General features: G+C 71.6%; 20 protein-coding genes and 1 riboswitch. Of the genes, 15 read left to right on the top strand and 5 right to left on the bottom strand.

Features of this window, described 5'->3' with window-relative positions; translation table 11 throughout:
* Window positions 1-5 precede the first annotated feature (5 nt).
* Window positions 6-1,562 (top strand): MFS transporter, encoded by a 1,557-nt coding sequence (locus ACIOJE_RS05385; RefSeq protein ID WP_400773495.1) that lies wholly within the window; start codon window positions 6-8, stop codon window positions 1,560-1,562.
* 270 nt (window positions 1,563-1,832) lie between these two features.
* Here ACIOJE_RS05385 and ACIOJE_RS05380 read toward each other — a convergent pair whose 3' ends face one another.
* From ACIOJE_RS05380 to gcvT, 4 genes are all read right to left on the bottom strand, one after another.
* Window positions 1,833-3,200 (bottom strand): L-serine ammonia-lyase, encoded by a 1,368-nt coding sequence (locus ACIOJE_RS05380; protein WP_400773493.1) that lies wholly within the window; start codon window positions 3,198-3,200, stop codon window positions 1,833-1,835.
* A 176-nt stretch (window positions 3,201-3,376) separates the two neighbouring features.
* Window positions 3,377-4,645: a serine hydroxymethyltransferase gene (gene glyA, locus ACIOJE_RS05375; RefSeq protein WP_400773492.1), complete on the bottom strand. Its 1,269-nt coding sequence runs from the start codon at window positions 4,643-4,645 to the stop codon at window positions 3,377-3,379.
* 80 nt (window positions 4,646-4,725) lie between these two features.
* Window positions 4,726-5,100 (bottom strand): glycine cleavage system protein GcvH, encoded by a 375-nt coding sequence (gene gcvH, locus ACIOJE_RS05370; RefSeq protein ID WP_280675909.1) that lies wholly within the window; start codon window positions 5,098-5,100, stop codon window positions 4,726-4,728.
* 134 nt (window positions 5,101-5,234) lie between these two features.
* Complete coding sequence (gcvT, locus tag ACIOJE_RS05365) at window positions 5,235-6,386, bottom strand: glycine cleavage system aminomethyltransferase GcvT (protein WP_400773489.1); 1,152 nt, start codon at window positions 6,384-6,386, stop codon at window positions 5,235-5,237.
* A 201-nt stretch (window positions 6,387-6,587) separates the two neighbouring features.
* Window positions 6,588-6,693: riboswitch (glycine riboswitch) on the bottom strand.
* 222 nt (window positions 6,694-6,915) lie between these two features.
* On the opposite strand from gcvT, the gene ACIOJE_RS05360 reads away from it, so the two are divergent.
* From ACIOJE_RS05360 to ACIOJE_RS05325, 8 genes are all read left to right on the top strand, one after another.
* Window positions 6,916-7,734 carry an enhanced serine sensitivity protein SseB C-terminal domain-containing protein gene (locus ACIOJE_RS05360; RefSeq protein ID WP_280675907.1) on the top strand — a complete coding sequence of 273 codons (819 nt, stop codon included), beginning with the start codon at window positions 6,916-6,918 and terminating at the stop codon, window positions 7,732-7,734.
* Between the two features lie 116 nt (window positions 7,735-7,850).
* Window positions 7,851-8,789, top strand: coding sequence for an enhanced serine sensitivity protein SseB C-terminal domain-containing protein (locus ACIOJE_RS05355; protein WP_400773486.1), 939 nt, complete (start codon window positions 7,851-7,853; stop codon window positions 8,787-8,789).
* 439 nt (window positions 8,790-9,228) lie between these two features.
* Entirely contained in the window at window positions 9,229-10,218 is a 990-nt protein-coding gene (locus tag ACIOJE_RS05350) for an ABC transporter permease (protein WP_280675902.1), read from the top strand.
* Between the two features lie 55 nt (window positions 10,219-10,273).
* Window positions 10,274-12,043: an ABC transporter substrate-binding protein gene (locus tag ACIOJE_RS05345; RefSeq protein ID WP_280675900.1), complete on the top strand. Its 1,770-nt coding sequence runs from the start codon at window positions 10,274-10,276 to the stop codon at window positions 12,041-12,043.
* Window positions 12,044-12,142: 99 nt separating this feature from the next.
* Entirely contained in the window at window positions 12,143-13,153 is a 1,011-nt protein-coding gene (locus tag ACIOJE_RS05340; protein ID WP_280675887.1) for an ABC transporter permease, read from the top strand.
* Window positions 13,150-14,220: an ABC transporter ATP-binding protein gene (locus ACIOJE_RS05335; RefSeq protein ID WP_400773484.1), complete on the top strand. Its 1,071-nt coding sequence runs from the start codon at window positions 13,150-13,152 to the stop codon at window positions 14,218-14,220. The genes ACIOJE_RS05340 and ACIOJE_RS05335 overlap by 4 nt, the downstream gene beginning before the upstream one ends.
* Window positions 14,221-14,254: 34 nt before the next feature.
* Window positions 14,255-15,301, top strand: coding sequence for a dipeptide ABC transporter ATP-binding protein (locus ACIOJE_RS05330; RefSeq protein ID WP_280675883.1), 1,047 nt, complete (start codon window positions 14,255-14,257; stop codon window positions 15,299-15,301).
* 130 nt (window positions 15,302-15,431) lie between these two features.
* Window positions 15,432-16,091, top strand: a complete 660-nt coding sequence (locus ACIOJE_RS05325; protein WP_280675881.1) for a trimeric intracellular cation channel family protein — start codon at window positions 15,432-15,434, stop codon at window positions 16,089-16,091.
* Here ACIOJE_RS05325 and ACIOJE_RS05320 read toward each other — a convergent pair.
* A complete protein-coding gene (locus ACIOJE_RS05320; RefSeq protein WP_280675879.1) occupies window positions 15,997-16,785 on the bottom strand; it encodes an IclR family transcriptional regulator in 789 nt (262 codons plus the stop codon). The two genes, ACIOJE_RS05325 and ACIOJE_RS05320, sit on opposite strands and share 95 nt — an antisense overlap.
* A 254-nt stretch (window positions 16,786-17,039) precedes the next feature.
* On the opposite strand from ACIOJE_RS05320, the gene ACIOJE_RS05315 reads away from it, so the two are divergent.
* The 6 genes from ACIOJE_RS05315 (at window position 17,040) to ACIOJE_RS05290 (ending at window position 22,663) form a co-directional block, all read left to right on the top strand.
* Window positions 17,040-18,221, top strand: coding sequence for a cysteine desulfurase family protein (locus tag ACIOJE_RS05315; protein WP_280675877.1), 1,182 nt, complete (start codon window positions 17,040-17,042; stop codon window positions 18,219-18,221).
* Window positions 18,222-18,284: 63 nt separating this feature from the next.
* Window positions 18,285-19,421: a tRNA 2-thiouridine(34) synthase MnmA gene (gene mnmA / locus ACIOJE_RS05310; protein WP_400773479.1), complete on the top strand. Its 1,137-nt coding sequence runs from the start codon at window positions 18,285-18,287 to the stop codon at window positions 19,419-19,421.
* 109 nt (window positions 19,422-19,530) lie between these two features.
* Window positions 19,531-20,718: an alpha/beta hydrolase family protein gene (locus ACIOJE_RS05305; RefSeq protein WP_400773476.1), complete on the top strand. Its 1,188-nt coding sequence runs from the start codon at window positions 19,531-19,533 to the stop codon at window positions 20,716-20,718.
* 131 nt (window positions 20,719-20,849) lie between these two features.
* Window positions 20,850-21,767 (top strand): helix-turn-helix transcriptional regulator, encoded by a 918-nt coding sequence (locus tag ACIOJE_RS05300; RefSeq protein WP_400773474.1) that lies wholly within the window; start codon window positions 20,850-20,852, stop codon window positions 21,765-21,767.
* Window positions 21,764-21,985 (top strand): DUF397 domain-containing protein, encoded by a 222-nt coding sequence (locus ACIOJE_RS05295; RefSeq protein WP_400773471.1) that lies wholly within the window; start codon window positions 21,764-21,766, stop codon window positions 21,983-21,985. The genes ACIOJE_RS05300 and ACIOJE_RS05295 overlap by 4 nt, the downstream gene beginning before the upstream one ends.
* A 120-nt stretch (window positions 21,986-22,105) precedes the next feature.
* Entirely contained in the window at window positions 22,106-22,663 is a 558-nt protein-coding gene (locus ACIOJE_RS05290) for a Uma2 family endonuclease (RefSeq protein WP_280675869.1), read from the top strand.
* Window positions 22,664-22,750 lie beyond the last annotated feature (87 nt).

The following is a 22,750-nucleotide window of genomic DNA, read 5'->3' as shown; positions in this document are numbered from 1 at the left end:
CCACCATGGTGACGGAACCGGTCGAGGAGCGCCCCAAGCCGCCGCTGCTCGGCATCCTCGGGCTGATGCTCGGCATCTTCCTCTCCGCCCTCGACGGCCAGATCATCGGCACCGCGCTGCCGACCGTCGTCGGCGACCTCGGCGGGCTGGACCACCTCTCCTGGGTGGTCACCGCCTACCTGCTCACCTCCGCCGCCGCCACCCCGCTCTGGGGCCGGCTCGGCGACCTGTACGGGCGCAAGGGTGCCTACCAGTGGGCGGTGGGCGTGTTCCTGGCCGGTTCGGTGCTGTCCGGACTGGCCCAGAACATGGGCGAGTTGATCGCCTTCCGGGCGGTCCAGGGGGTCGGCGCCGGCGGGCTGATGGTCGGCGCGCTCTCGGTGATCGGGGTGCTCATCCCGGCGACCGACCGGGGGCGGGTGCAGTCGGTGATCGGGGTGCTGATGCCGATCGCCTTCGTCGGCGGGCCGCTGCTCGGCGGCTTCCTCACCGACCGGCTGAGCTGGCGCTGGGCGTTCTACGTCAACCTGCCGGTGGGCCTGTTCGCGCTGGCGGCGGTCGGATTGGGCGTCCGGCTGCGGACGGAACGCGTCCGCGCGCCGTTCGACTGGGCCGGGGTGGCCCTGCTGACCACCGGCATCCTCGCCCTCACCCTGATCGGCAGCTGGGGTGGCGTGACGTACTCCTGGACCTCGCCCTGGATCCTCGGGACGGCGGCCGTCGCGACCATCGCGCTCGCCTGGTTCGCCCGGGTGGAACGGCGTGCGCCCGGACCGCTGATCCCGCCCGCCCTGTTCCGCGACCGCAACTTCACGGTCGCCCAGGTCCTCGGCTTCCTCACCGGCGCGTTGATGCTCGCCCTGGTCGGCTACCTGCCGCAGTACCTGCAGTTCGTGCAGGGCGCCTCGCCGACCACCGGCGGCCTGCTCCTGCTGCCGCTGATGCTCGGCATGATGGGCACCCAACTCCTCACCGCCCGGCTGATGGCCGAGCCCGGCGGCGAGCGGCGCTACCCGCTGCTCGGGGGTGCCCTGGCGGTGGTCGGGGCGGCCCTGCTGCTGCTCCTCGGCACCGGCACCCCGACGGTCCTCGCCTCGGCGCTGACCGCCGTCGCCGGGGTCGGGATCGGCCTGCTCATGCAGAGCACCATGCTGACCTCGATGGGCGCCGTCCAGCCTCGGGACATGGGCGCCGCGATGGGGGTGGTCACCCTGCTCCGCAGCATCGGCGGCTCGCTCGGCATGGCGGCGCTGGGCGCGGTCTACACGGCCCGGATGACGGCCGCCCTCACCGAGCGGCTCGGCGCCGGCCGGAGCGCCCGGCTGACCGGTGGCGGCGAACTCACCCCGGCGGCGCTCACCGGCCTGCCGACCGGCGTCCGGGACGCGGTCGGGGCGGCCGTCACCGACGGCCTGCACGGCGCCGTGGCCGGCGGGGTGGTGCTGGCCGCCGTCGCTACCGCCGTCGCCTGCCTGGCCCGCCCGAGCCGCCGGCCGGGCCTGGGCGTCGGCGCGGACCAGGAGGCCCCGGAGGGCGCGTCGGCCCCGGCGGGGGCGGGCTGACCGTCGGGACGGCGGGCGGGCTCGGCGTGGCCCACGCGATGGGTCGGTTGGGCGCCGTCGCGGCCCGGCTCGAAGCCGAGGGCGAGGGCGACGGCGAGGGCGAGGGTCAGGCCTGACGGGCCACGCGGGGCCCCACCGGCGACGGCGTCGGGTGCGGCCCGGCGGGCGCCGGGGGAGAACGCCACGAGCCTCCGGAGGGATCCCCTCCGGAGGCTCGGTACGGGGCTCAGGCGGTCAGCGCCCAGCCGTCAACGCCCGCCGCCCGGGCGATCAGCACTCGATGACGTTCACGGCGAGGCCGCCGCGCGAGGTCTCCTTGTACTTGATCTTCATGTCGGCGCCGGTCTCCTTCATCGTCTTGATCGCCTTGTCGAGCGAGACGTGGTGCCGTCCGTCGCCGCGCAGGGCCATCCGGGCGGCGGTGACGGCCTTGACCGAGGCCATGCCGTTGCGCTCGATGCAGGGGATCTGGACGAGGCCGCCGACCGGGTCGCAGGTGAGGCCGAGGTTGTGCTCGATGCCGATCTCGGCGGCGTTCTCGACCTGCTCGGGGGTGCCGCCGAGGACCTCGGCGAGGCCGCCGGCGGCCATCGAGCAGGCGGAGCCGACCTCGCCCTGGCAGCCGACCTCGGCGCCGGAGATGGAGGCGTTCTCCTTGAAGAGCATGCCGATGGCGCCGGCCGCGAGGAGGAAGCGGACGATGCCGTCCTCATCGGCGCCCGGGATGAAGTTCAGGTAGTAGTGCAGGACGGCGGGGATGATCCCGGCCGCACCGTTGGTCGGCGCGGTGACCACCCGGCGGCCGGAGGCGTTCTCCTCGTTGACCGCCATCGCGTAGAGGGTCACCCACTCCATCGCGTTGGCCGGGCCGACGCCCTCGGCGCGCATCGCCCGGGCGGCGGCCGCGGCGCGGCGGCGGACCTTGAGGCCGCCGGGCAGGATGCCCTCGCGGGACATGCCGGCCCGCACGCACTCCTGCATGACCTGCCAGATCTCCAGCAGACCGGTTCGGATCTCCTCCTCGGAGCGCCAGGCCTTCTCGTTCTCCAGCATCAGGCCGGAGATGGACAGCCCGGTCTCGCGGGTGAGCCGCAGCAGCTCCTCGCCGGTGCGGAAGGGGTAGCGCAGCGCGGTGTCGTCGGGCTTGACCCGGTCTGCGCCGATGGCGTCCTCGTCGACGACGAAGCCGCCGCCGACCGAGTAGTAGGTCTTCTCCAGCAGCGTGGAACCGTCCGCCGCGAACGCCCAGAGGGTCATGCCGTTGGCGTGGTACGGCAGCGAGCGGCGGCGGTGCAGGATCAGCTGGGTGTCGGGGTCGAAGGCGATGGCGTGGGTGCCGAGCAGGTTGATCCGCTTCTCGGCGGTGATCCGGTCGACGTCCTTGTCCGCCTGGTCGACATCGACCGTGCGGGGGGAGTTGTTCTCCAGGCCGAGCAGGACGGCCTTCGGGGTGCCGTGGCCGTGGCCGGTGGCGCCCAGCGAGCCGTAGAGCTCGGCGCGGACGCTCGCCACCTCGGGCAGCAGGTCCTCGGACCGCAGGCGGCGGGCGAACATCCGGGCCGCGCGCATCGGGCCGACGGTGTGGGAGCTCGACGGGCCGATGCCGATGGAGAAGAGGTCGAAGACGCTGATGGCCACGGGGGGACGTCCTTGTCTGGTCTCGTGGAGGAACGTGCGGGCAGGGCTGCTGACACGGGTCGGGGCACCGCGCGCACTGTCCAGTGTGCGCGGTGCCCCGGGGTCCCAGGTACCGCGGCGGCGTGAGGCCGGTCACCCCGCCCGAAGGATCACCGCAGTGATCGGAGACCGGTCGCTTACAGGTTGGGGTAGAGCGGGTACTTCTCGGCCAGCGCGGTGACGCGGGCCTTGAGCGCGGCGGCGGCGTCCTCGTCGAAGGCGGGCTTGAGCGCCTCGGCGATGATGTCGGCGACCTCGCGGAAGTCCTCGGCCCGGAAGCCGCGGGTGGCCAGCGCCGGGGTGCCGATGCGCAGGCCGGAGGTGACCATCGGCGGGCGCGGGTCGTTCGGGATGGCGTTGCGGTTGACCGTGATGCCGACCTCGTGCAGCCGGTCCTCGGCCTGCTGGCCGTCCAGCTCGCTGTTGCGCAGGTCGACCAGGACCAGGTGCACGTCGGTGCCGCCGGACAGCACCGAGGCACCGGCTTCGGCGACGTCGGCCTGGAGCAGGCGCTCGGCGAGGATCCGGGCACCCTCCAGGGTGCGCTCCTGGCGCTCCTTGAACTCCTCGGACGCGGCGATCTTGAAGGAGACGGCCTTGCCCGCGATCACGTGCTCCAGCGGGCCGCCCTGCTGGCCGGGGAACACCGCGGAGTTGATCTTCTTGGCGTACTCGGCCTTGGACAGGATGACGCCGCCGCGCGGGCCGCCCAGGGTCTTGTGGGTGGTGGTGGTGACCACGTCCGCGTACGGCACCGGGTTGGGGTGCAGACCGGCGGCGACCAGGCCGGCGAAGTGCGCCATGTCCACCATCAGCAGCGCACCGACCTCGTCGGCGATGCGGCGGAACTCGGCGAAGTCCAGCTGGCGCGGGTAGGCGGACCAGCCGGCGATGATCAGCTTCGGCTGGTGCTCCTTGGCCAGGCGCTCGACCTCGGCCATGTCGACCAGGCCGGTCTTCTCGTCCACGTGGTACGCGGCCACGTGGTAGAGCTTGCCGGAGAAGTTGATCTTCATGCCGTGGGTCAGGTGACCGCCGTGGGCCAGGCTCAGGCCCAGGATGGTGTCACCCGGCTGGATCAGCGCGAACATCGCGGCGGCGTTGGCCTGCGCGCCGGAGTGCGGCTGGACGTTGGCGTGCTCGGCGCCGAACAGGGCCTTGATGCGGTCGATCGCGATCTGCTCGACCACGTCGACGTGCTCGCAGCCGCCGTAGTAGCGGCGACCGGGGTAGCCCTCGGCGTACTTGTTGGTGAGCACCGAGCCCTGGGCCTCCATGACCGCCACCGGGGCGAAGTTCTCGGAGGCGATCATCTCCAGGGTGGTCTGCTGGCGGTGCAGCTCGGCGTCGACCGCGGCGGCGATCTCCGGGTCGAGGGCGTGCAGGGACTGGTTCAGAACCGTCATGGTGTGGTCTTCCCGGGAGGAGAGAGAGGGGAGCCGGGGCGGGACGGCCGCCGCGCTGCGGCCGCCCCGTCACAAGAGGGTCAGCCGCCGATGAAGGCGGTGTACTCGTCCGCGCTGAGCAGCTCGTCGGTGGACTCGACCTGGACCTTGAACAGCCAGCCGCCCTCGAAGGGGGCGCTGTTGACCAGGCTGTTGTCGTCCACGACGTCCTGGTTGATCTCGACGATCTTCCCGGTCACCGGGGAGAACAGGTCGCTGACCGACTTGGTGGACTCCAGCTCGCCACAGGACTCGCCCGCGGTCACGTCGTCGCCGACCTCGGGCAGCTGCACGTAGACGATGTCACCGAGCGCGTCGGCCGCGTGGGCGGTGATGCCGACCGTGGAGACACCGTTCTCGGTGGCGGTCAGCCACTCGTGCTCCTTGGTGTACTGCAGGTGCTGGGGGTTGCTCATGGCGTCATTCTCCAGGATGGGAAGCGGGTACGACGAAGCGGGCCGCCGCACGGACGGCTTCGACGTGGGTCTACGGGGGAGGAGGCCTCGGCGGGCGCGCCGGTGGGTCGTCGGCAGGCGCGCCCGCAGGGGCCTCAGCGGGCGCGCTTGTAGAACGGCAGCGCCACGACCTGGACCGGCTCGTGCTTGCCGCGCACGTCCACCGCGACGGTGGTGCCGGGGGCGGCGTGGGCCGCGTCGACGTAGGCGATCGCGATCGGCTTGCCCAGCGTCGGGGACGGGGAGCCCGAGGTGATCCGGCCGATCGGGGCGCCGTCGGCGGAGACCACGGTGTACTCGGCGCGCGGGACGCGCTTGCCCTCGGAGACCAGGCCGACCAGCACCCGCGGCGGGTTGGCCTCGGCCTCGGCGGCGGCCTTCTCCAGCGCCTTGCGACCGATGAAGGCGCCCTCGTTGGTGGTCTTGTCGAAGCGGACGACCCGGCCCAGGCCCGCGTCGAACGGGGTCAGGTCGGTGGAGAGCTCGTGCCCGTACAGCGGCATGCCGGCCTCCAGGCGCAGCGTGTCGCGGCAGGACAGGCCGCACGGGACCAGGCCGTGGCCCTCGCCGGCGGCGGTCAGCGCCTGCCAGATCGCCTCGGCGTCGCCCGGGTTGCAGAAGACCTCGAAGCCGTCCTCGCCGGTGTAGCCGGTGCGGGCGAGCAGCACGTCGCGGCCGGCGACCTGGGCCGGGAGGATCGCGTAGTACTTCAGGCCGGGCAGGTCGGCGTCGGTGGTCCCGGCCAGGATGGCGGTGGACTCCGGGCCCTGGACGGCGATCAGCGCGTAGGTGTCGCGGTCGTCGGTGACGACGGCGTCGAAGCCCTTGGCGCGGGCGATCAGCTCGTCCAGCACCAGCTGGGCGTTGGAGGCGTTGGCGACGACCAGGAAGGCGTCCTCGCGCAGGCGGTAGACGATCAGGTCGTCCAGGATGCCGCCGTTCTCGGCGCAGATCATGGTGTAGCGGGCACGCAGCACGCCCAGCGCGGAGACGAAGCCGACCAGCGCGTGGTCCAGCATCTCGCCGGCCTGCGGGCCGGTGACGGTGATCTCGCCCATGTGGGAGAGGTCGAACAGACCGGCCCGGGTGCGGACGGCGAGGTGCTCCTCGCGCTCGCTGCCGTAGCGCAGCGGCATGTCCCAGCCGGCGAAGTCGGTCATGGTCGCGCCGAGGGCGCGGTGCAGCGCGTCGAGCGCGGTGAGGCGGAGGGACGACATGGCCTGGAACTCCTCGGTCGGGGCACTCATGGGTGCACGCGCCGGAACCGGATCCGCTCGGGGACCGACCCTGCGCGCGGGCATGCGGCGGCGTGGGTCTCCCCATCTGTCGTCGAACCTGAGAGCTTCACCGCCCACCTGCCCGCAGCTGTTTCCAGCATCCAGGACAGCATGGTGGCTTGCACCGTGGGTGGGCGCGCGACAGGGCCGTGCGCCACTTTCCAGATGTGCCTAACCCGTGCGGTAGGGGGGCCTGAGAGATTCCGGGGAGGACTTGCTCCTTCGGCGCCGGCCGTGCCGCCTGACGGGGCACTCCGGGCTCTCCCGCGCGGGTTCGAGCGGCCGGTATGGAGTTGTGGGTCCGGCGGCGCGGCGCGCCGTCGAACGCGCACATCATGGCACGTCCGCGCCGACGGCGGGAGAGGGGGACCGGTCACACGGTGTCGTACCCGCCGGTCACCCCGTCCGGTACCGAACGGGAGCCCGGTCGGGAGCCCTAGACTGCTGCGCGTCGGCGCAGCAGAGGGCGGCCGACCGGCAGAGGGCGGATCAGGCGCGCATGGGGTACCCGGTGGAGCAGCAGCAGGGGTGGGGCAGCCCGGAGTCGGCGCCGCCGGGCGGCGGGTGGCCGGCCAACGAGCTCGAACAGGTGCTGACCGCCGCGCTGGGCGACCCGGGTGCGACGCCGCGGGTGATCGAGGTGCTGGCCCGCAGCCAGGTGTGGATCCCGCTGCCCTCGGGCGGCGACCCGCAGGGGCCGGCGCTGGACCTGCCGACCATCGAGCTGGCCGGCGACCCGTACGTGCCGGTGTTCTCCTCGCAGGAGGTGTTCCTGCGCCAGGCGCCGGGGATGGCCTTCGCGGTGGCGCCGGTCTGGGAGTTCGCCCGCGGGCTGCCGCTGGGCGTGGGAATCGCGGTCAACCCGGAGGCGGCGGTGGGCATCCCGGTGCCGCCGCAGGGCGTGGCGGAGCTGCGGCGCGGCCCGCGTGAGGAGCGCTGGGCGGGCCCGGACCAGGGCGGGCACCAGGCCCAGGAGGAGCCGACCGGCGGCCGGGTGGCGCTGCGCGAGCCGGTGCCGGGCGAGGACCCGGAGTACTTCCTGGCCGCCTGCCGGGCCGAACTGTCGGCCCTGCCCGGAGTGCTGACCGCCCGCCGGGCGCTGGCCAGCGTCGAGGGCGAACCGACCGTGATGTTCGTGGGCGTCCAGTTGGACCCGGCGGCCCCGGCCGACCCGGCCGCGGTGAACGAGGCGCTCGGCCGGGCGCTGGGAACCGCGCCGCTGCCGGGGGGCGTCCACCTCGTACTGCTCGATCTCGCCGATGATCCGGTGGTCGAGTGGCTGCTCACCCGGGTACTCCCCTTCTACGCCCGGGTGTGAGCGACGTTCGTTCGTAGGCACGTCGCCGTGGCGGTGGCCGGTGCCGCGCCATAGGGTGCGTGCAGACGGCCGACGGGTCGGCGGGGTCGAGGAAAGAGGCGCGGCGAGGTGGGCGCATGAGTGCGGGAGCGGTAGCGGGCGGTGCACCGGGGCCCTGGGGCCAGGCATCCGCCGGGCGCCCCGGAGCGGATCCGGGCGCGCTGGAGCGCGCCCTGCGCGAGGTCGCGCCGGAGCGCTACGAGGCGTACGAGCAACTGCTGCACGCGCTGGCCGACGGCCAGGTCTGGATGCTGCTCTGGCACGGCACGCCGGGCAGCGCCGACGCCCAGTACGGGAACATGGAGATCAGCGGCCACGGCTACGCGCCGGCCGTCACCTCGCCCGAGCAGCTGACGGCCTCCGGCTGGGCGCGGGCCCACGAGGTCATCTCCGGGCGGGAGATCGCCGCCTCGCTGTACCGGACCCGCTGGGGCCTGTGGCTCAACCCGCACGCGCCCGGCGGCGGGGTCGGCGTGCCCTGGGCGGACCTGCGGCGGATCGCCGCGGGGCTGGAGCGGCTGCCGGCCGGGCCGTTGAAACTGAGCGAGCCGCAGCTGAACGCCCAGCAGTTCTTCGCGCTGCTGGAGCGGCAGGCCGGCGAGGTGCGCGCGGTGCGGGCGCTGCGCCGGGCCTGGGTGCAGCCGGCCGTGGGGGAGCCGTACCTGGCGATCGGCCTGGAGCTGTACGAGAGTTCGCCGCCGGCGGTGGAGGCGGTGCGGGCGCTGATGCAGCGGGCGATCGCGGTGGCCCCGGAGGGGCTGGCGGTGTCCACGGTGGCGATGGCGGACGAGTACGACCCGGTGGCGCTGTGGATGCGGGCCCACGCGCGCCCGTTCTTCGACCGGGAGGCCGGCCGGCCGCCGACCGGTCCCTACCCGCCGGTGCCGCCCCCGCCGTACCCGTCGCAGCAGGGGCCGGGGTACGGCTACGCCACCCGCCCGCCCGCGCAGGGCTGGCCCGGGCAGCAGCCGCAGCCGCAGCCGCAGCAGCCGTGGCCCGGATACCCCGGACGATAGATCCAAAATCTCTTCACCGAAGCCGACTTGATCTTGCATCAGGTCGGCTTCGGTGTTTTCCGGACGACCTTCCGGCCGGTGCTGTCAGGCATCTTGACATGCCAGTTGCAGTCATGTGAAGAGGGATATGCCGAAGATCGGGAGGTGCATGCGTACAGATCACAGTTGGGCATCTGTCGGTGGTCAGGGCTGGCGTAAGCCAGTTCGGATGGCAGAGAGTTCTGCGCAACGCACCGCGCGTACTGGGAACCCCACGAAGGTGAACGCGCACGCCGACCGCCAGAACCACGCGACGCCCATCCCGCGTGGGGGCAGTACCTGTGCACGACGTACTGCCGCGAACACCCGCTCCTAGCACCTCCGCACGTCCGCAGCCGTACCGCCAACCGGTGACCGGCGCCCGTGGGCCGGCCACCGTCGGCGAGGGGACCAACTGACCATGACCGCAACCGCCACAACCGCCGGGAACGAGCCCGAGGCGCCCGCCTCCACGACCCCGGCCAAGACGATCGAGGGACGCTCCCTCGGTCGGATCGCCTGGACCCGCTTCAAGCGGGACAAGGCCGCCGTCGCCGGCGGCATCGTGGTGATCCTGCTGATCCTGCTGGCCCTGCTGGCCAAGCCGATGGAGGCGGTGTTCGGCCTCGACCCGGACGCCCTCCACCAGGACCTGCTGGACGCCAACCTCGGTGGCATCCCGCTCGGGGACTGGGGCGGGATGAGCTGGGACCACCCGCTCGGCGTCGACATCGCCCAGGGCCGTGACCTGCTCTCCCGGGTCATCGAGGGCTCCTGGGTCTCGCTGCTGGTCGCCTTCGGCGCGACCGTGCTGTCCAACGTGATCGGCACCGTCCTCGGCGTGATGGCCGGGTACTACGGCGGCTGGGTGGACACCCTGATCAGCCGGATCATGGACGTCTTCCTGGCCTTCCCGCTGCTGCTCTTCGCCATCGCGATCTCGACCTCGCTGCAGGGCGGTGCGTTCGGCCTGGACGGACTGCCGCTGCACATCGCGGTGCTGATCTTCGTGATCGGCTTCTTCAACTGGCCCTACATGGGCCGGATCGTGCGCGGGCAGACGCTCTCGCTGCGCGAGCGGGAGTTCGTCCACGCGGCCCGCAGCCTGGGCGCCCGCGGCCCGTTCATCCTGTTCAAGGAGCTGCTGCCGAACCTGGTCGGTCCGATCCTGGTCTACTCGACCCTGCTGATCCCGACCAACATCCTCTTCGAGGCGGGGCTCAGCTTCCTCGGCGTCGGCATCCAGCCGCCGCAGGCCTCCTGGGGCGGGATGCTCCAGGACGCGATCAAGTACTACCAGGTGGACCCCCAGTACATGGTGGTCCCCGGTCTGGCGATCTTCATCACCGTGCTCGCCTTCAACCTGCTCGGCGACGGGCTGCGTGACGCCCTCGATCCCAAGAGCAACTGACGTCGCGTCAGAGCCCTCCCTATCTCTCCACATCCTCAAGGGGTTGATCTCACCCATGCGTAGGTCCCGTACCGTCGCGCTGACCGCGGCGGCAGCCGCCGCGGTCCTGATCGTGACCGGCTGCTCGTCCGGCAGCAAGAGCTCCGGTTCCTCCTCCGCCAGTGGCAGCGCCGGTGGCGGCGGCGCCGACGCGGCAACCAAGGGCGTCGTCAACGCCTCGGACAAGAAGGGCGGGACGGTCACCTACGAGATGAAGGGTGCCCCGGACTCCTTCGACCCGGGCAACACGTACTACGCCTACATCTACAACTTCTCGCGCCTGTACGGGCGTCCGCTGACCACCTTCGCCCCCGGTGCCGGCGCGGACGGCAACAAGCTGGTCCCGGACCTCGCCGAGTCCCTGGGCAAGCCCAGTGCGGACGGCCTGACCTGGACGTACAAGCTGCGCGCGGGCCTGAAGTACGACGACGGCACCCCGATCAGCTCGAAGGACGTCAAGTACGCCGTCGAGCGCTCCAACTTCGCGCCGGACGTGAACTCCAACGGCCCGACGTACTTCCACGACTTTCTGGTCGACAACGCGACCCCGTACCAGGGCCCGTACAAGGACAAGACCGGCGGCCTGGACTCGATCGAGACCCCGGACGACCAGACCATCGTCTTCCACCTGAAGCAGCCGTTCGCGGACTTCGACTACCTGGTCAGCGCCCCGCAGACGGTCCCGGTCCCGCAGGCCAAGGACGACGGCTCCGGCTACGTCAAGCACGTGGTCTCCTCGGGCGCCTACAAGTTCGACTCCTACGACGACGGCAAGCAGCTCACCCTGGTCCCGAACACCAACTGGGACCCGGCCACCGACCCGATCCGCAAGCAGCTCGCGGACAAGATCGTGGTCCGGATGGGCATGGAGCAGTCCACCATCGACAAGGACCTGATGGCCGGCAACGCCCAGGTGGACCTGGTCGGCGGCGGCGTCGACCCGCAGACCCAGGCGCAGATCCTGCAGAACCCGAAGCTCAAGGCCAACACCGACAACGCCTACGGCGGTCGCCTGGTCTACACCGCGATCAACACCAAGGTCGCGCCGTTCGACAACATCGAGTGCCGCAAGGCCGTCCAGTACGCGATCGACAAGGTCTCCGTGCAGACCACGCTCGGCGGCCCGATCCGCGGCCAGATCGCCAACACCGTGCTCCCGCCGGACATCGCGGGCCACCAGGACTTCAACGTCTGGGAGACCAAGGACAACAAGGGCGACCTCGACAAGGCCAAGGCGGCCCTGAAGGCCTGCGGCAAGCCGGACGGCTTCAACACGGTGATCACCGCCCGCACCGAGCGCGACCCGGAGGTCCAGGCGGCGACCGCGATCCAGGCCGCGCTGAAGAAGATCAACATCAACGTCGAGATCCAGAAGTACGCGCAGGGCAAGTACTTCTCGGACGCCGCCGGTGTCCCGCAGTTCACCCAGGACCACAACATCGGCCTGATGATGATGCAGTGGGGCGCCGACTGGCCGACCGGCTACGGCTTCCTGCAGCAGATCTCCGACGGCCGCGCGATCAAGGCCTCCGGCAACAGCAACCTGGCCCAGCTGAACGACCCCGAGGTCAACAAGCTGCTCGACGACGCCATCACCAACACCGACCAGTCGGCGCGCGAGAAGATCTACGGCCAGATCGACAAGAAGATCATGGACCAGGCGGTCTACGTCCCGCTGACCGACTTCAAGGTCTTCCTGTACCGCCCGGACAGCGCCACCAACCTGGTGTCCACGTCGGCCTTCTCGGGCGAGTACGACTACCTGAACATCGGCACCACCAAGTAAAGAGCCTGGCTCCGCATCCCTGAAGGCAGGTGAAGGCAGCGGCGCCCGCCGTCGTCCGGAAGATCCCGGACGGCGGCGGGCCGCCGGAGCCGCCCTACTGTGTTTGCCTACATCATCCGCAGGATCTTCGCAGCCGTCGTGCTGCTGCTGGTGGTCAGCGCGGTCACCTTCGCGATCTTCTTCCTGCTCCCGCGCATCGCCGGCGAGACGGCCGACCAGCTGGCCACGCAGTACGTCGGGAAGAACCCGTCGCCCGAGGCGATCGCCGCGGTCAAGCAGAACCTCGGCTTCGACCAGCCGCTGTACACCCAGTACTGGAACTTCCTGAAGGGCCTGGTCAGCGGCGCCGAGTACAAGTTCGGCCCGGATCCGGTCACCTGCCACGTCCCGTGCTTCGGCTACTCCTTCAAGAACCACCTGGAGGTCTGGCCCGAGCTGACCAAGCGCATCCCGATCACGCTCTCGCTGGCCATCGGCGCGGCCGTGTGCTGGCTGGTCTCCGGCGTCACCACCGGCGTCATCTCGGCCCTCAAGCCGCGCTCGATCTTCGACCGGCTCGCCATGGGCATCGCCCTCACCGGCGTCTCGCTGCCGGTCTTCTTCACCGGCGCGCTGCTGCTGACCCTCTTCAGCTACCAGTGGCCGATCCTGGACAACCTCCAGTACGTCGACTTCACCGACGACCCGCTCATGTGGGCCCGCAACCTGATCCTCCCGTGGATCTCGCTGGCCTTCCTCTACTCCGCGCTCTACGCCCGGCTCACCCGCGCCGGAATGCTGGAGACCATGAGCGAGGACTACATCCGCACCGCCCGGGCCAAGGGCCTGGTCGAGCGCAAGGTCGTCACCCGGCACGGGCTGCGCGCCGCGCTCACCCCGATCGTCACCATCTTCGGCATGGACCTCGGCCTGCTCCTCGGCGGCGCCCTGATCACCGAACAGGTCTTCTCGCTCCAGGGCGTCGGCGCCTTCGCCGTCCAGGCGATCGCGGACAACGACCTGCCCAAGATCCTCGGCGTCACCCTGCTCGCCGCCTTCTTCATCGTCGCCTGCAACCTCGTGGTCGACCTCCTGTACGCCCTCGTCGACCCCCGCGTGAGGCTCTCGTGACCGAGCTCCAGAAGACCCCGGCGGACACCGGGCGGACCCCGTCCGGCGACCCCTTCCTCTCCGTCCGCGACCTGCGGATCCACTTCGACACCGACGACGGCCTGGTCCGCTCGGTGGACGGGGTCAGCTTCGACCTGCACAAGGGCCGCACCCTCGGCATCGTGGGTGAGTCCGGCTCCGGAAAGTCCGTCACCTCGCTCGGCATCATGGGCCTGCACCGCTCCAAGCGGGCCCGGATCAGCGGCGAGATCCGGCTGAACGGCGAGGAGCTGATCGCGGCCGGCCCCGAGCGGGTGCGCCAGCTGCGCGGCCGTGAACTGGCGATGATCTTCCAGGACCCGCTGACCGCGATGCACCCCTACTACACCGTCGGGGCGCAGATCATCGAGGCGTACCGGGTGCACCACCCCGAGGCGTCCAAGAAGCAGGCCCGGGCCCGCGCGATCGAGATGCTCGACCGGGTCGGCATCCCGCAGCCCGACCGCCGGGTGGACGACTACCCGCACCAGTTCTCCGGCGGCATGCGCCAGCGCGCCATGATCGCCATGGCGCTGGTCAACGACCCCTCCCTGCTGATCGCCGACGAGCCCACCACCGCCCTGGACGTCACCGTCCAGGCGCAGATCCTGGACCTCATCCGCGACCTCCAGGAGGAGTTCGGCTCGGCCGTCATCATCATCACCCACGACCTCGGGGTGGTCGCCGAGCTCGCCGACGACATCCTGGTCATGTACGGCGGCAAGTGCATCGAGCGGGGCCCCGCCGAGACCCTCTTCGACGCGCCCGAACACCCCTACACCTGGGGCCTGCTGGGATCCATGCCGCGCCTGGACCGCGAGCTCCAGGACCGGCTCGTCCCGGTCAAGGGCACCCCGCCCAGCCTGATCAACGTGCCGTCCGGCTGCGCCTTCCACCCGCGTTGCCCGTACGCCGACCTGACCGGCGGGCGCTCGTCGAGCGAGGTGCCGGTGCTGGTCGAGGCCGCGCCCGGGCACCACGCGGCCTGCCACCTCCCGGCCGCCGAACGGCACCGCATCTTCGCCGAAGAGATCGCGCCCCGGCTGTGAGCCCGGCCTCGTACCACCTTTCTGGAGAGAACCGATGACGGACACTCAGGCGGCCGCGATCCCTTCGCCGGCGCCCGCCTCCGACCGCGAGCCGCTGCTCCGGGTGACCGGTCTGACCCGGCACTTCCCGATCCGCGGCGGACTGCTGCGGCGTCAGACCGGAGCGGTGCGGGCCGTCGACGGCATCGACTTCACCGTCAACGCCGGCGAGACGCTCGGCGTCGTCGGCGAGTCCGGCTGCGGCAAGTCGACCATGGGCCGGCTCATCACCCGGCTCGACGAACCGACCGGCGGGAAGATCGAGTTCGAGGGCACCGACATCACCCACCTGGGCGTCGGCGCGATGCGGCCGCTGCGCCGCGACATCCAGATGATCTTCCAGGACCCGTACTCCTCGCTCAACCCGCGGCACACCGTCGGCACCATCGTCGGCGCGCCGTTCCGGCTGCAGAAGGTGGCGACCGAGGGCGGCACCAAGAAGGCCGTCCAGGAGCTGCTGGAGCTGTGCGGGCTCAGCCCCGAGCACTACAACCGCTACCCGCACGAGTTCTCCGGCGGCCAGCGCCAGCGCATCGGCATCGCCCGGGCGCTCGCCCTGAAGCCGAAGATGGTCGTCGCGGACGAGCCGGTCTCGGCCCTGGACGTCTCCATCCAGGCGCAGGTGGTCAACCTGCTGGACGACCTCCAGCGCGAACTCGGCCTGACGTACCTGATCATCGCGCACGACCTCTCGGTGGTCCGGCACGTCTCGGACCGGGTCGCGGTGATGTACCTGGGCAAGATCGTCGAGATCGCCGACCGCGACTCCCTGTACGCGAACCCGATGCACCCGTACACCAACGCGCTGATGTCCGCGGTGCCGGTGCCCGACCCGCGCCGGCGCCAGCGGGCCGGCCGCGAGCGGATCCTGCTCAAGGGCGACGTCCCCTCGCCGATCAACCCGCCCAGCGGCTGCCGCTTCCGCACCCGCTGCTGGAAGGCCCAGGACGTCTGCGCGAGCCAGGAGCCGCCGCTGACCGCGCTGAAGACCGGGCACCAGGTGGCGTGCCACTTCCCCGAGCAGCGCGAGGGGAACGACTAGCACCGCCCCGAGCAGCGCGAGGGGAACGACTAGCACCGCCCCGAGCAGCGCGAGGGCGTTGATCTTCAGGTCGCCACGGTCTGACACCTCGCGGTCCGGAGGGGAGGTCTGCGCCGGTCATAGTTGTCCGGTGACCTCGCAGATCTTCCCCTCCGACGTGCAGCAGTCGCTGGACCTCGTCGGCATCTTCGTCTTCGCCCTCTCCGGAGGGCTGCTCGCCGTCCGCAAGAACATGGACATCTTCGGCATCGCGGTGCTGGCCGAGGTCACCGCGCTCGGCGGCGGTGTGATCCGGGACCTGGTGATCGGCGCGACCCCGGTCGCCGCCTTCAGCAACCTCGGCTACTTCGTCACCCCGCTGGTGGCGGGGTTGGTGGTGTTCTTCCTGCACCCCGAGGTCGAGCGGATCAACCGGGCGGTGCAGACCCTGGACGCCCTCGGCCTCGGACTGTTCTGCGTCACCGGCACCGCCAAGGCGCACGACTACGGGCTCGGCGCGGTGGCGGCCGTCGCACTCGGCATGGTCACCGCGGCCGGCGGCGGGGTGATCCGCGACGTGCTGGCCGGCGAGATCCCTTCGTTGCTGCGCTGGGACCGGGAGATCTACGCCGTGCCGGCCCTGGTCGGCGCAGCCCTGGTCGCGGTGCTGATCGGTACCGACCGGCTGACCGGTGCCACCGGCACCGCCGCCGCGCTCACCGCCTTCGGGCTGCGGATGCTCGCCCTGAAGTACGGCTGGCGCGCCCCGCGGGCTTGGCACCGCAACGGTTCTCGCACCAGCGAGGAGTAGGCGAGCCGCCGTACGCGAGCGAGATCGCCTCCGCCGTGCAGAGCAGTTCCGGCACCATTCGGGCCAGTTCGGCCGGCGACACCTGGCTCGCCGGGGCGCTCAGCGCGCAGGCCGCGACCGTCCGGCCGCCGCTGCCCGCTACCGGCGCGGCCACGCAGGTCACCGGCTCCCGGTGCTCGGCCGACTCCGCCGCCCAGCCCCGGCGCCGCACCGCCACCAGCTCGGCCGGCAACTCCTCGTCCGGGGTGCCGTCCTCGGGCAGCCCGGCCAGTAGCACCCGGCCGATCGCCGTCCCGCCGGCCGGTGCCCGCCGCCCGATCCGGGACGCCCGCCCGGTGCCCGGCCCGGCCCAGCTCCCGGCCACCTCGTCCAGGTACAGCACCTCGCCGTCCTGCAGCACGGCCAGCTGGACGGTGTAGCCGCAGCGCGCGTTGAGCGCCGCCAGGTACGGCGCGGCGACCTGCCGGACGTCGATCTCCTCCAGCGCCCGGTGGGCCAGCGAGAGCACCCGGCCGCCGAGGCGGTAGCGCAGATCGGGCTGGCGCCGCGCGAAGCCGTGCTCCTCCAGGGTGCGCAGCAGCCGCAGTGCGGTGGACTTGTGCACGCCGATGCTGGTGGCGGCCTGTTCCAGGGTGACCGGCCCGTCGCCGAGGGACCCGAGCAGGGTCAGGGCGCGATCGACCGACTGCGACATGGCGCCCCCTCCTGTCCGCGCCGATGGGAAGTGTTCGTGGGAGGTGTCCGTGGGGCGCGGCCGGAGAGCCTGCCCGTCGGGAAGCGTCCGCCAGGCTAACCGCTCGGCCGCGCGGCGGGTCAAACGGGTGCCGGACACCGCCGTTCGGTGGGCGCACTCGGGAGCCGCGTTGTGGCCGGATCGGTGCGCATACCGGGACGGTCCTCGGGAGCGCCCTCTACAGCCCGGGGAGCGCCCTCTACAATCGGATGGTTATGCCATACCTGGACCATGCGGCGACCACGCCGATGCTGCCCGAGGCGATCGCCGCGATGACGGCGCACCTGGGGGTGGTCGGCAACGCCTCGTCCCTGCACGCGGCCGGCCGCCGGGCCCGCCGGGTGGTCGAGGAGGCCCGCGAGTCGCTGGCCGACTCGCTGGGCGCCCGACCGAGCGAGATCGTGCTCACCGGCGGGGGCACCGAGTCCGACAACCTGGCCGTCAAGGGCTTGTACTGGGCCCGCCGGGACGCCGACCCGGTCCGTACCCGGGTGCTGTGCAGCCCGGTCGAGCACCACGCGGTGCTGGACGCGGTGCACTGGCTCTCCGAGCACGAGGGCGCCGACGTCGAGTACCTGCCGGTCGACCCGCTCGGCCGGGTCCACCCGCAGGCGCTGCGCGAGGCGATCGAGCGCGACCCGGCGTCCGTCGCCCTGGTCACCGTGATGTGGGCCAACAACGAGGTCGGCACCGTCCAGCCGGTGCGCGAACTCGCCGCCGTGGCGGCCGAGTACGGCATCCCGATGCACGCCGACGCGGTGCAGGCGCTCGGTCAGGTCCCGGTCTCCTTCGCCGAGTCGGGGCTCACCGCGCTCACCGTCACCGGGCACAAGATCGGCGGCCCGTTCGGCATCGGCGCGCTGCTGCTCACCCGCGGCGCCACGCCCGTCCCGCTGCTGCACGGCGGCGGCCAGGAGCGCGACGTCCGCTCCGGCACCCTGGACGCGCCCGCCGCCGCCGGCTTCGCCGCCGCGGCGGCCCTCGCGGTCGAGCGCCAGCCCGAGCACGCGGTCGTGCTCGGCGCACTGCGCGACGAGCTGATCGCCGCCGTGGCGGCCGCCGTCCCCGACGCGGTGCTCAACGGCGATCCGGCCGCCGAGGGGCGGCTGCCCGCCAACGCCCACTTCTCCTTCCCCGGTTGCGAGGGCGACGCGCTGCTGATGCTGCTCGACGCCCAGGGCATCGAGTGCTCCACCGGCTCGGCCTGCTCGGCGGGCGTGCCGCAGCCCAGCCACGTGCTGCTAGCGATGGGCGTCGACCCGCTGCTGGCCCGGGCCTCGCTGCGGTTCTCGCTCGGGCACACCTCGGTGCGCGAGGACGTGACGGCGCTGGCCGAGGCCATCGCGCCGGCCGCCCAGCGGGCCCGCAACGCGGGCCTGGTGGCGGTGCGCCGCTGACCACCGCGCGCGCTGTTGCCGGCTCCGGGAACAGCGGCCGCAGGACGTACGCTTGGACCCATCATGACTGACTTCCCGGGTGCCCCGACCGCTCCGTCCACCGGCCGCCTGCGCGTGCTCGCGGCGATGTCCGGCGGCGTCGACTCCGCCGTCGCCGCCGCCCGCGCCGCCGAAGCGGGGCACGAGGTGACCGGCGTCCACCTGGCACTGTCCGCCAACCCGCAGTCCTTCCGCACCGGCGCCCGCGGCTGCTGCACCATCGAGGACTCCCGGGACGCCCGCCGCGCCGCCGACGTGATCGGCATCCCGTTCTACGTCTGGGACCTCGCCGAGCGCTTCCGCGAGGACGTCATCGACGACTTCGTCGCCGAGTACGCGGCCGGCCGCACCCCCAACCCCTGCCTGCGCTGCAACGAGAAGATCAAGTTCGCCGCGCTGCTGGACAAGGCGATCGCGCTCGGCTTCGACGCGGTCTGCACCGGCCACTACGCCCGGATCGTCGACCTGCCGGACGGCCGCCGCGAGCTGCACCGCGCCGTCGACGCGGCCAAGGACCAGTCCTACGTGCTCGGCGTGCTCGACGCCGACCAGCTCGCCCACTCGCTGTTCCCGCTCGGCGACACCACCAAGGACGTCATCCGCGAGGAGGCCGAGCGCCGCGGCCTGGCCGTCGCCAAGAAGCCGGACAGCCACGACATCTGCTTCATCGCCGACGGCGACACCCAGGGCTTCCTGGCCAAGCACCTCGGCACCGCCACCGGCGACATCCTCGACGTGGACGGCAGCAAGCTCGGCGAGCACGACGGCGCGTACGGATTCACCATCGGCCAGCGCAAGGGCCTGCGGATCGGCCGCCCGGCCCCGGACGGCAAGCCCCGCTACGTGCTCGACATCTCCCCGGTGAACAACACCGTCACCGTCGGCCCGGTCGAGGGCTTGGACGTCACCGCGCTCACCGCGATCCGGCCGCGCTGGTGCGGCACCGAGCCGCTCTCCGACGGCCGGTACACCGCCCAGCTGCGTGCCCACGGCGAGGAGGTGCCGGTGGACGCCGCGGTCGTCGACGGCGAGCTGCGGGTGCAGTTGGACACCCCGGTCCGCGGCATCGCCCCCGGCCAGGCCGTGGTGCTGTACGACGGCACCCGCGTCGTCGGCTCGGCCACCATCGCCAGCACCGAGCGCCCGGCGATCCACGCCTGAGCGGTCATCCCGATGGATGACGCCGCTGAATCCCCGGGATGACCACGGCTGGAGATTGCATCCATTGGGCTGATTCGACGGTCCGGGCCACGAACCTAATCTCAGGGCCATGAACCGATCCCGCCGTATCGCGGCTGTCGCAGCCCTTGTCCTCGCCCTGCCCCTCCCGATGGCCGGGGCCGCGATGGCCTCGTCGTCGCCGTTCGCCACTGCACCGGCGGCTGTCGCCGATGCCTCGGCCCCTGCCGCCTTCCACGGCGAGCTGCCCCGCCCGACCGGGCGGTACGCGGCCGGCGAGGAGGTGCTGCGCCTGACCGACCGGAGCCGCACCGACCCCTGGGTACCCTCGGCCGGGCCACGGCAGCTGGCGGTGTCGATGTTCTACCCGGCCCGGCAGGACACCGGCGAGCCCGCTCCGTACATGACCCTCGGCGAAGCGCAGGGCTTCGTGGCGACCCGGGTCCCGGCGGGTACCGGACTCCAGCCGCAGGACGTCGTGGACACCAAGACCTACGCCTACACCGGGGCGAAGGCCGCAAGCGGGAAGTTCCCGCTGGTGGTCCTCTCACCCGGCTTCGAGAACCCCCGCGCCACGCTGACCGGTCTGGCGACCGACCTGGCCAGCCACGGCTACGTCGTGGCCCTGGTCGGTCACACCTACGAGGACTCCGGCGAGACGCTCGCCGACGGCAGCACCCCGGGCTGCGCGCTGTGCGACACCGGCGCGCCGGACTCACTCCCGGACAGCCGGGCGAAGGACGTGTCCTTCGTCCTGGACCAGCTGACCGGGCAGCACCCGGTCTGGCGCCTGTCCCACCTGATCGACCGGGACCGGATCGGGATGGCCGGGCACTCGATCGGCGGCGCGTCGACGCTCAACGCGATGGCCGGGGACCGGCGGATCCTCGCCGGGGTGAACATGGACGGCAGGTTCTGGCCGCCGGTCCCGACCGACACGCTCAAGGGCCGCTCGTTCCTCCTGCTCGGGAAGGAGAGCGACCACTCCGCCGGCGGCGGGGACGGGTCATGGGGACAGACCTGGGCGGGCTGGGACGGCTACAAGCCCTGGCTGACCGTCGCGGGCACCAACCACGGCAGCTTCACGGACGTCACCGTCCTGGCCGCCGAGGCCGGCATCCCTGCCCCTCCGGGGACGACCACCTCGCCGGCGCGCGGGACGCAGCTGACCCGGGAGTACGTCGGAGCCTTCTTCGACCAGACCCTGAAGGGAATCCACCAGCCCCTGCTCGACGGCCCGTCGGCGACGAACCCGGAGGTGCTCTTCCAGCACCCGTGATCGGTCGCGCGCAGTCCCGCTCTCGGGGCCCGGCCGTCCGGCGCGGACGGCCGGGCTCGTTCGGTGCTGTGGAACGGGGTTGTCCGGGGAGTCCAGCCAGACGTGCTGTTTCCACTGCCAGGTAGATCGCTGTGTGGCAGAAGCGAGTTGGTGATCCCGCCCGCGCCGCCTGCCCGGCGACGCGGGCGGGGGTTCCAGTGGGAGCGGTTGATCAGAATCAGGGCCGCAACGACGATGTGCAGCCCGGCAGCGGCCGACACCCCAAGGGCAGTCCAGACCGGTTGCGGCGGGCGAAGGGCTGGTCTCAGGCCTACCTCGGCAAGCGGATGGGCTATTCGCACGGGCTGGTCTCGTACATCGAACGAGCGAAGAAGCCTGTGACCCTTAAATTTGCGGTGAAAGCCGACGAGGTGTTCGAAACCGGCGGCACCTTCCAGGAGTTGTGGCGGATGTACTCCCGCGCATCCCTGTTGGAGGGCTTCCCCGAGTACGCGCTCCACGAGACCCGGGCCCTTGAGATCCGGCACTTCGAACTGGGCGTCGTGCCCGGTCTGCTCCAGACACCGGACTACGCCGAGGCGTTCGCTTCCACTGCCGTTCGGCGTGGCAGCATCACCGAGAAGCAGGTGCTGGAACGCCTGGACTTCCTCGTCACCCGCCAGCGCCTGCTCGACCGGCAGCCGGCTCCTCATCTCCACTTCGTCCTGGACGAAGGGGCGCTGCGCCGGACGGTCGGAGGACCGGGGGTCATGGCGCGGCAGTTGGAACACCTCCAGGCTCTCGCCGACCGCCCGAACATCACGATCCAGGTCGCTCCGTTCTCGCTCGCGGAGGAGCTGCCGTTCACCGTGGTCGTCACGCTGTTGACCATGCCGGGCCGAACGCTCCTGGCATACTCGGAGTGCCAGCTGCGCGGCTTCCTCGCACGGGACAACGCGACTGCCCGGGCCTGGGAGCGGGACTACCACCAGCTCCAGGTGGAAGCGTTGTCGAAGGCCGCGTCGCTGGAGATGATCCGCAGTTCGCAAGGCGTGAGGGGAACGTCATGATCCCCCCTGTAGACCTGTCAGGCGCCGCGTGGTTCAAGTCCAGCTACAGCAACAACGGCGGGTCTTGTGTCGAGGTGGCCCCGAACTTCTCCGGGCTGGCCCCGGTCCGTGACTCCAAGGATCCGCAGGGCCCCGCTCTCGTCTTCCCGGCCGTAGCCTGGAGCGCGTTCGTCGCCGCCGTCCAGGCCGGCGAGTTCGGCGAGTTCGGCGAGATCTGAGCCCCGGGAGAGAACCCCCGGGAGGCCCCTGCCCGACCGGGCAGGGGCCTCTTCTCGGCAGTCCGAAGGCCGGATCGGCAACTCGCCGAGGCGGCCGATACGCCCTCCGGAGAGGACGGCATGACCTTCTACGAGCAGCACCGCGATTTCATCGAGGAGTTGGAGCGGATCGCTCCGGAAGGTGTCCGGATCGAATGGTCCGGAGACACGCTGATCATGCAGGCGTCGCCGTCCAATATCCATCAGCTCAACGTGGCCCAGGTGCGCAGGCAGTTCGAGCAGCATGCTCCTGACGGCTATCTCCCCAGCGAGTGGAGCGAAATCGTCAGCCCGGATGTCTCCAAGGGGCGCGAGCCGGACCTGACATACCTGCCGGTGGAGGTCCTCTCCGAGCCGGGCAACAAGGCCCCCGCTGCGGAAGCCCTGATCGCTGTGGAGATCGTCTCGCCGTCCAACCCGGGCAACGACTGGATGGACAAGCTGCACGACTACGCCGTGATGCGCATCCCGATCTATCTGATCGTGGACCCGCGCCAGCAGACGGTGACGCTGTTCTCCGAGCCGGACCACGACCGGTACCACACCCGCAGCGATCGGAAGTTCGGCGACGCGATCAGTATTCCGGAGCCTTTCGGCTTCACGCTGAGCCTGTCGAAGCTCGTTCCGTACAAGGACTGATGCTCCGGAACTGTCAGGCGAGGGGCACAGCAGTGGATGCCCGGGGGCGTAATGCCGGTGAGTGGTCCCGCCGGGGCGTGATAGACC

The sequence above is a fragment of the Kitasatospora sp. NPDC087861 genome (genome assembly GCF_044742585.1).
Taxonomy (GTDB): Bacteria; Actinomycetota; Actinomycetes; order Streptomycetales; family Streptomycetaceae; genus Kitasatospora.
This window is presented reverse-complemented; position numbering and strand designations above follow the sequence as displayed.

Excerpts from the sequence above, each read along its gene's own strand:
- ACIOJE_RS05385 (WP_400773495.1), top strand. The coding sequence starts at position 6 with ATGGTGACGGAACCGGTCGAGGAGCGCCCCAAGCCGCCGCTGCTCGGC.
- glyA (WP_400773492.1), bottom strand. The coding sequence starts at position 4,645 with ATGACGGTTCTGAACCAGTCCCTGCACGCCCTCGACCCGGAGATCGCC.
- gcvH (WP_280675909.1), bottom strand. The coding sequence starts at position 5,100 with ATGAGCAACCCCCAGCACCTGCAGTACACCAAGGAGCACGAGTGGCTG.
- gcvT (WP_400773489.1), bottom strand. The coding sequence starts at position 6,386 with ATGAGTGCCCCGACCGAGGAGTTCCAGGCCATGTCGTCCCTCCGCCTC.
- ACIOJE_RS05360 (WP_280675907.1), top strand. The coding sequence starts at position 6,916 with ATGGGGTACCCGGTGGAGCAGCAGCAGGGGTGGGGCAGCCCGGAGTCG.
- ACIOJE_RS05355 (WP_400773486.1), top strand. The coding sequence starts at position 7,851 with ATGAGTGCGGGAGCGGTAGCGGGCGGTGCACCGGGGCCCTGGGGCCAG.
- ACIOJE_RS05350 (WP_280675902.1), top strand. The coding sequence starts at position 9,229 with ATGACCGCAACCGCCACAACCGCCGGGAACGAGCCCGAGGCGCCCGCC.
- ACIOJE_RS05345 (WP_280675900.1), top strand. The coding sequence starts at position 10,274 with ATGCGTAGGTCCCGTACCGTCGCGCTGACCGCGGCGGCAGCCGCCGCG.
- ACIOJE_RS05330 (WP_280675883.1), top strand. The coding sequence starts at position 14,255 with ATGACGGACACTCAGGCGGCCGCGATCCCTTCGCCGGCGCCCGCCTCC.
- ACIOJE_RS05320 (WP_280675879.1), bottom strand. The coding sequence starts at position 16,785 with ATGTCGCAGTCGGTCGATCGCGCCCTGACCCTGCTCGGGTCCCTCGGC.
- ACIOJE_RS05315 (WP_280675877.1), top strand. The coding sequence starts at position 17,040 with ATGCCATACCTGGACCATGCGGCGACCACGCCGATGCTGCCCGAGGCG.
- mnmA (WP_400773479.1), top strand. The coding sequence starts at position 18,285 with ATGACTGACTTCCCGGGTGCCCCGACCGCTCCGTCCACCGGCCGCCTG.
- ACIOJE_RS05305 (WP_400773476.1), top strand. The coding sequence starts at position 19,531 with ATGAACCGATCCCGCCGTATCGCGGCTGTCGCAGCCCTTGTCCTCGCC.
- ACIOJE_RS05295 (WP_400773471.1), top strand. The coding sequence starts at position 21,764 with ATGATCCCCCCTGTAGACCTGTCAGGCGCCGCGTGGTTCAAGTCCAGC.
- ACIOJE_RS05290 (WP_280675869.1), top strand. The coding sequence starts at position 22,106 with ATGACCTTCTACGAGCAGCACCGCGATTTCATCGAGGAGTTGGAGCGG.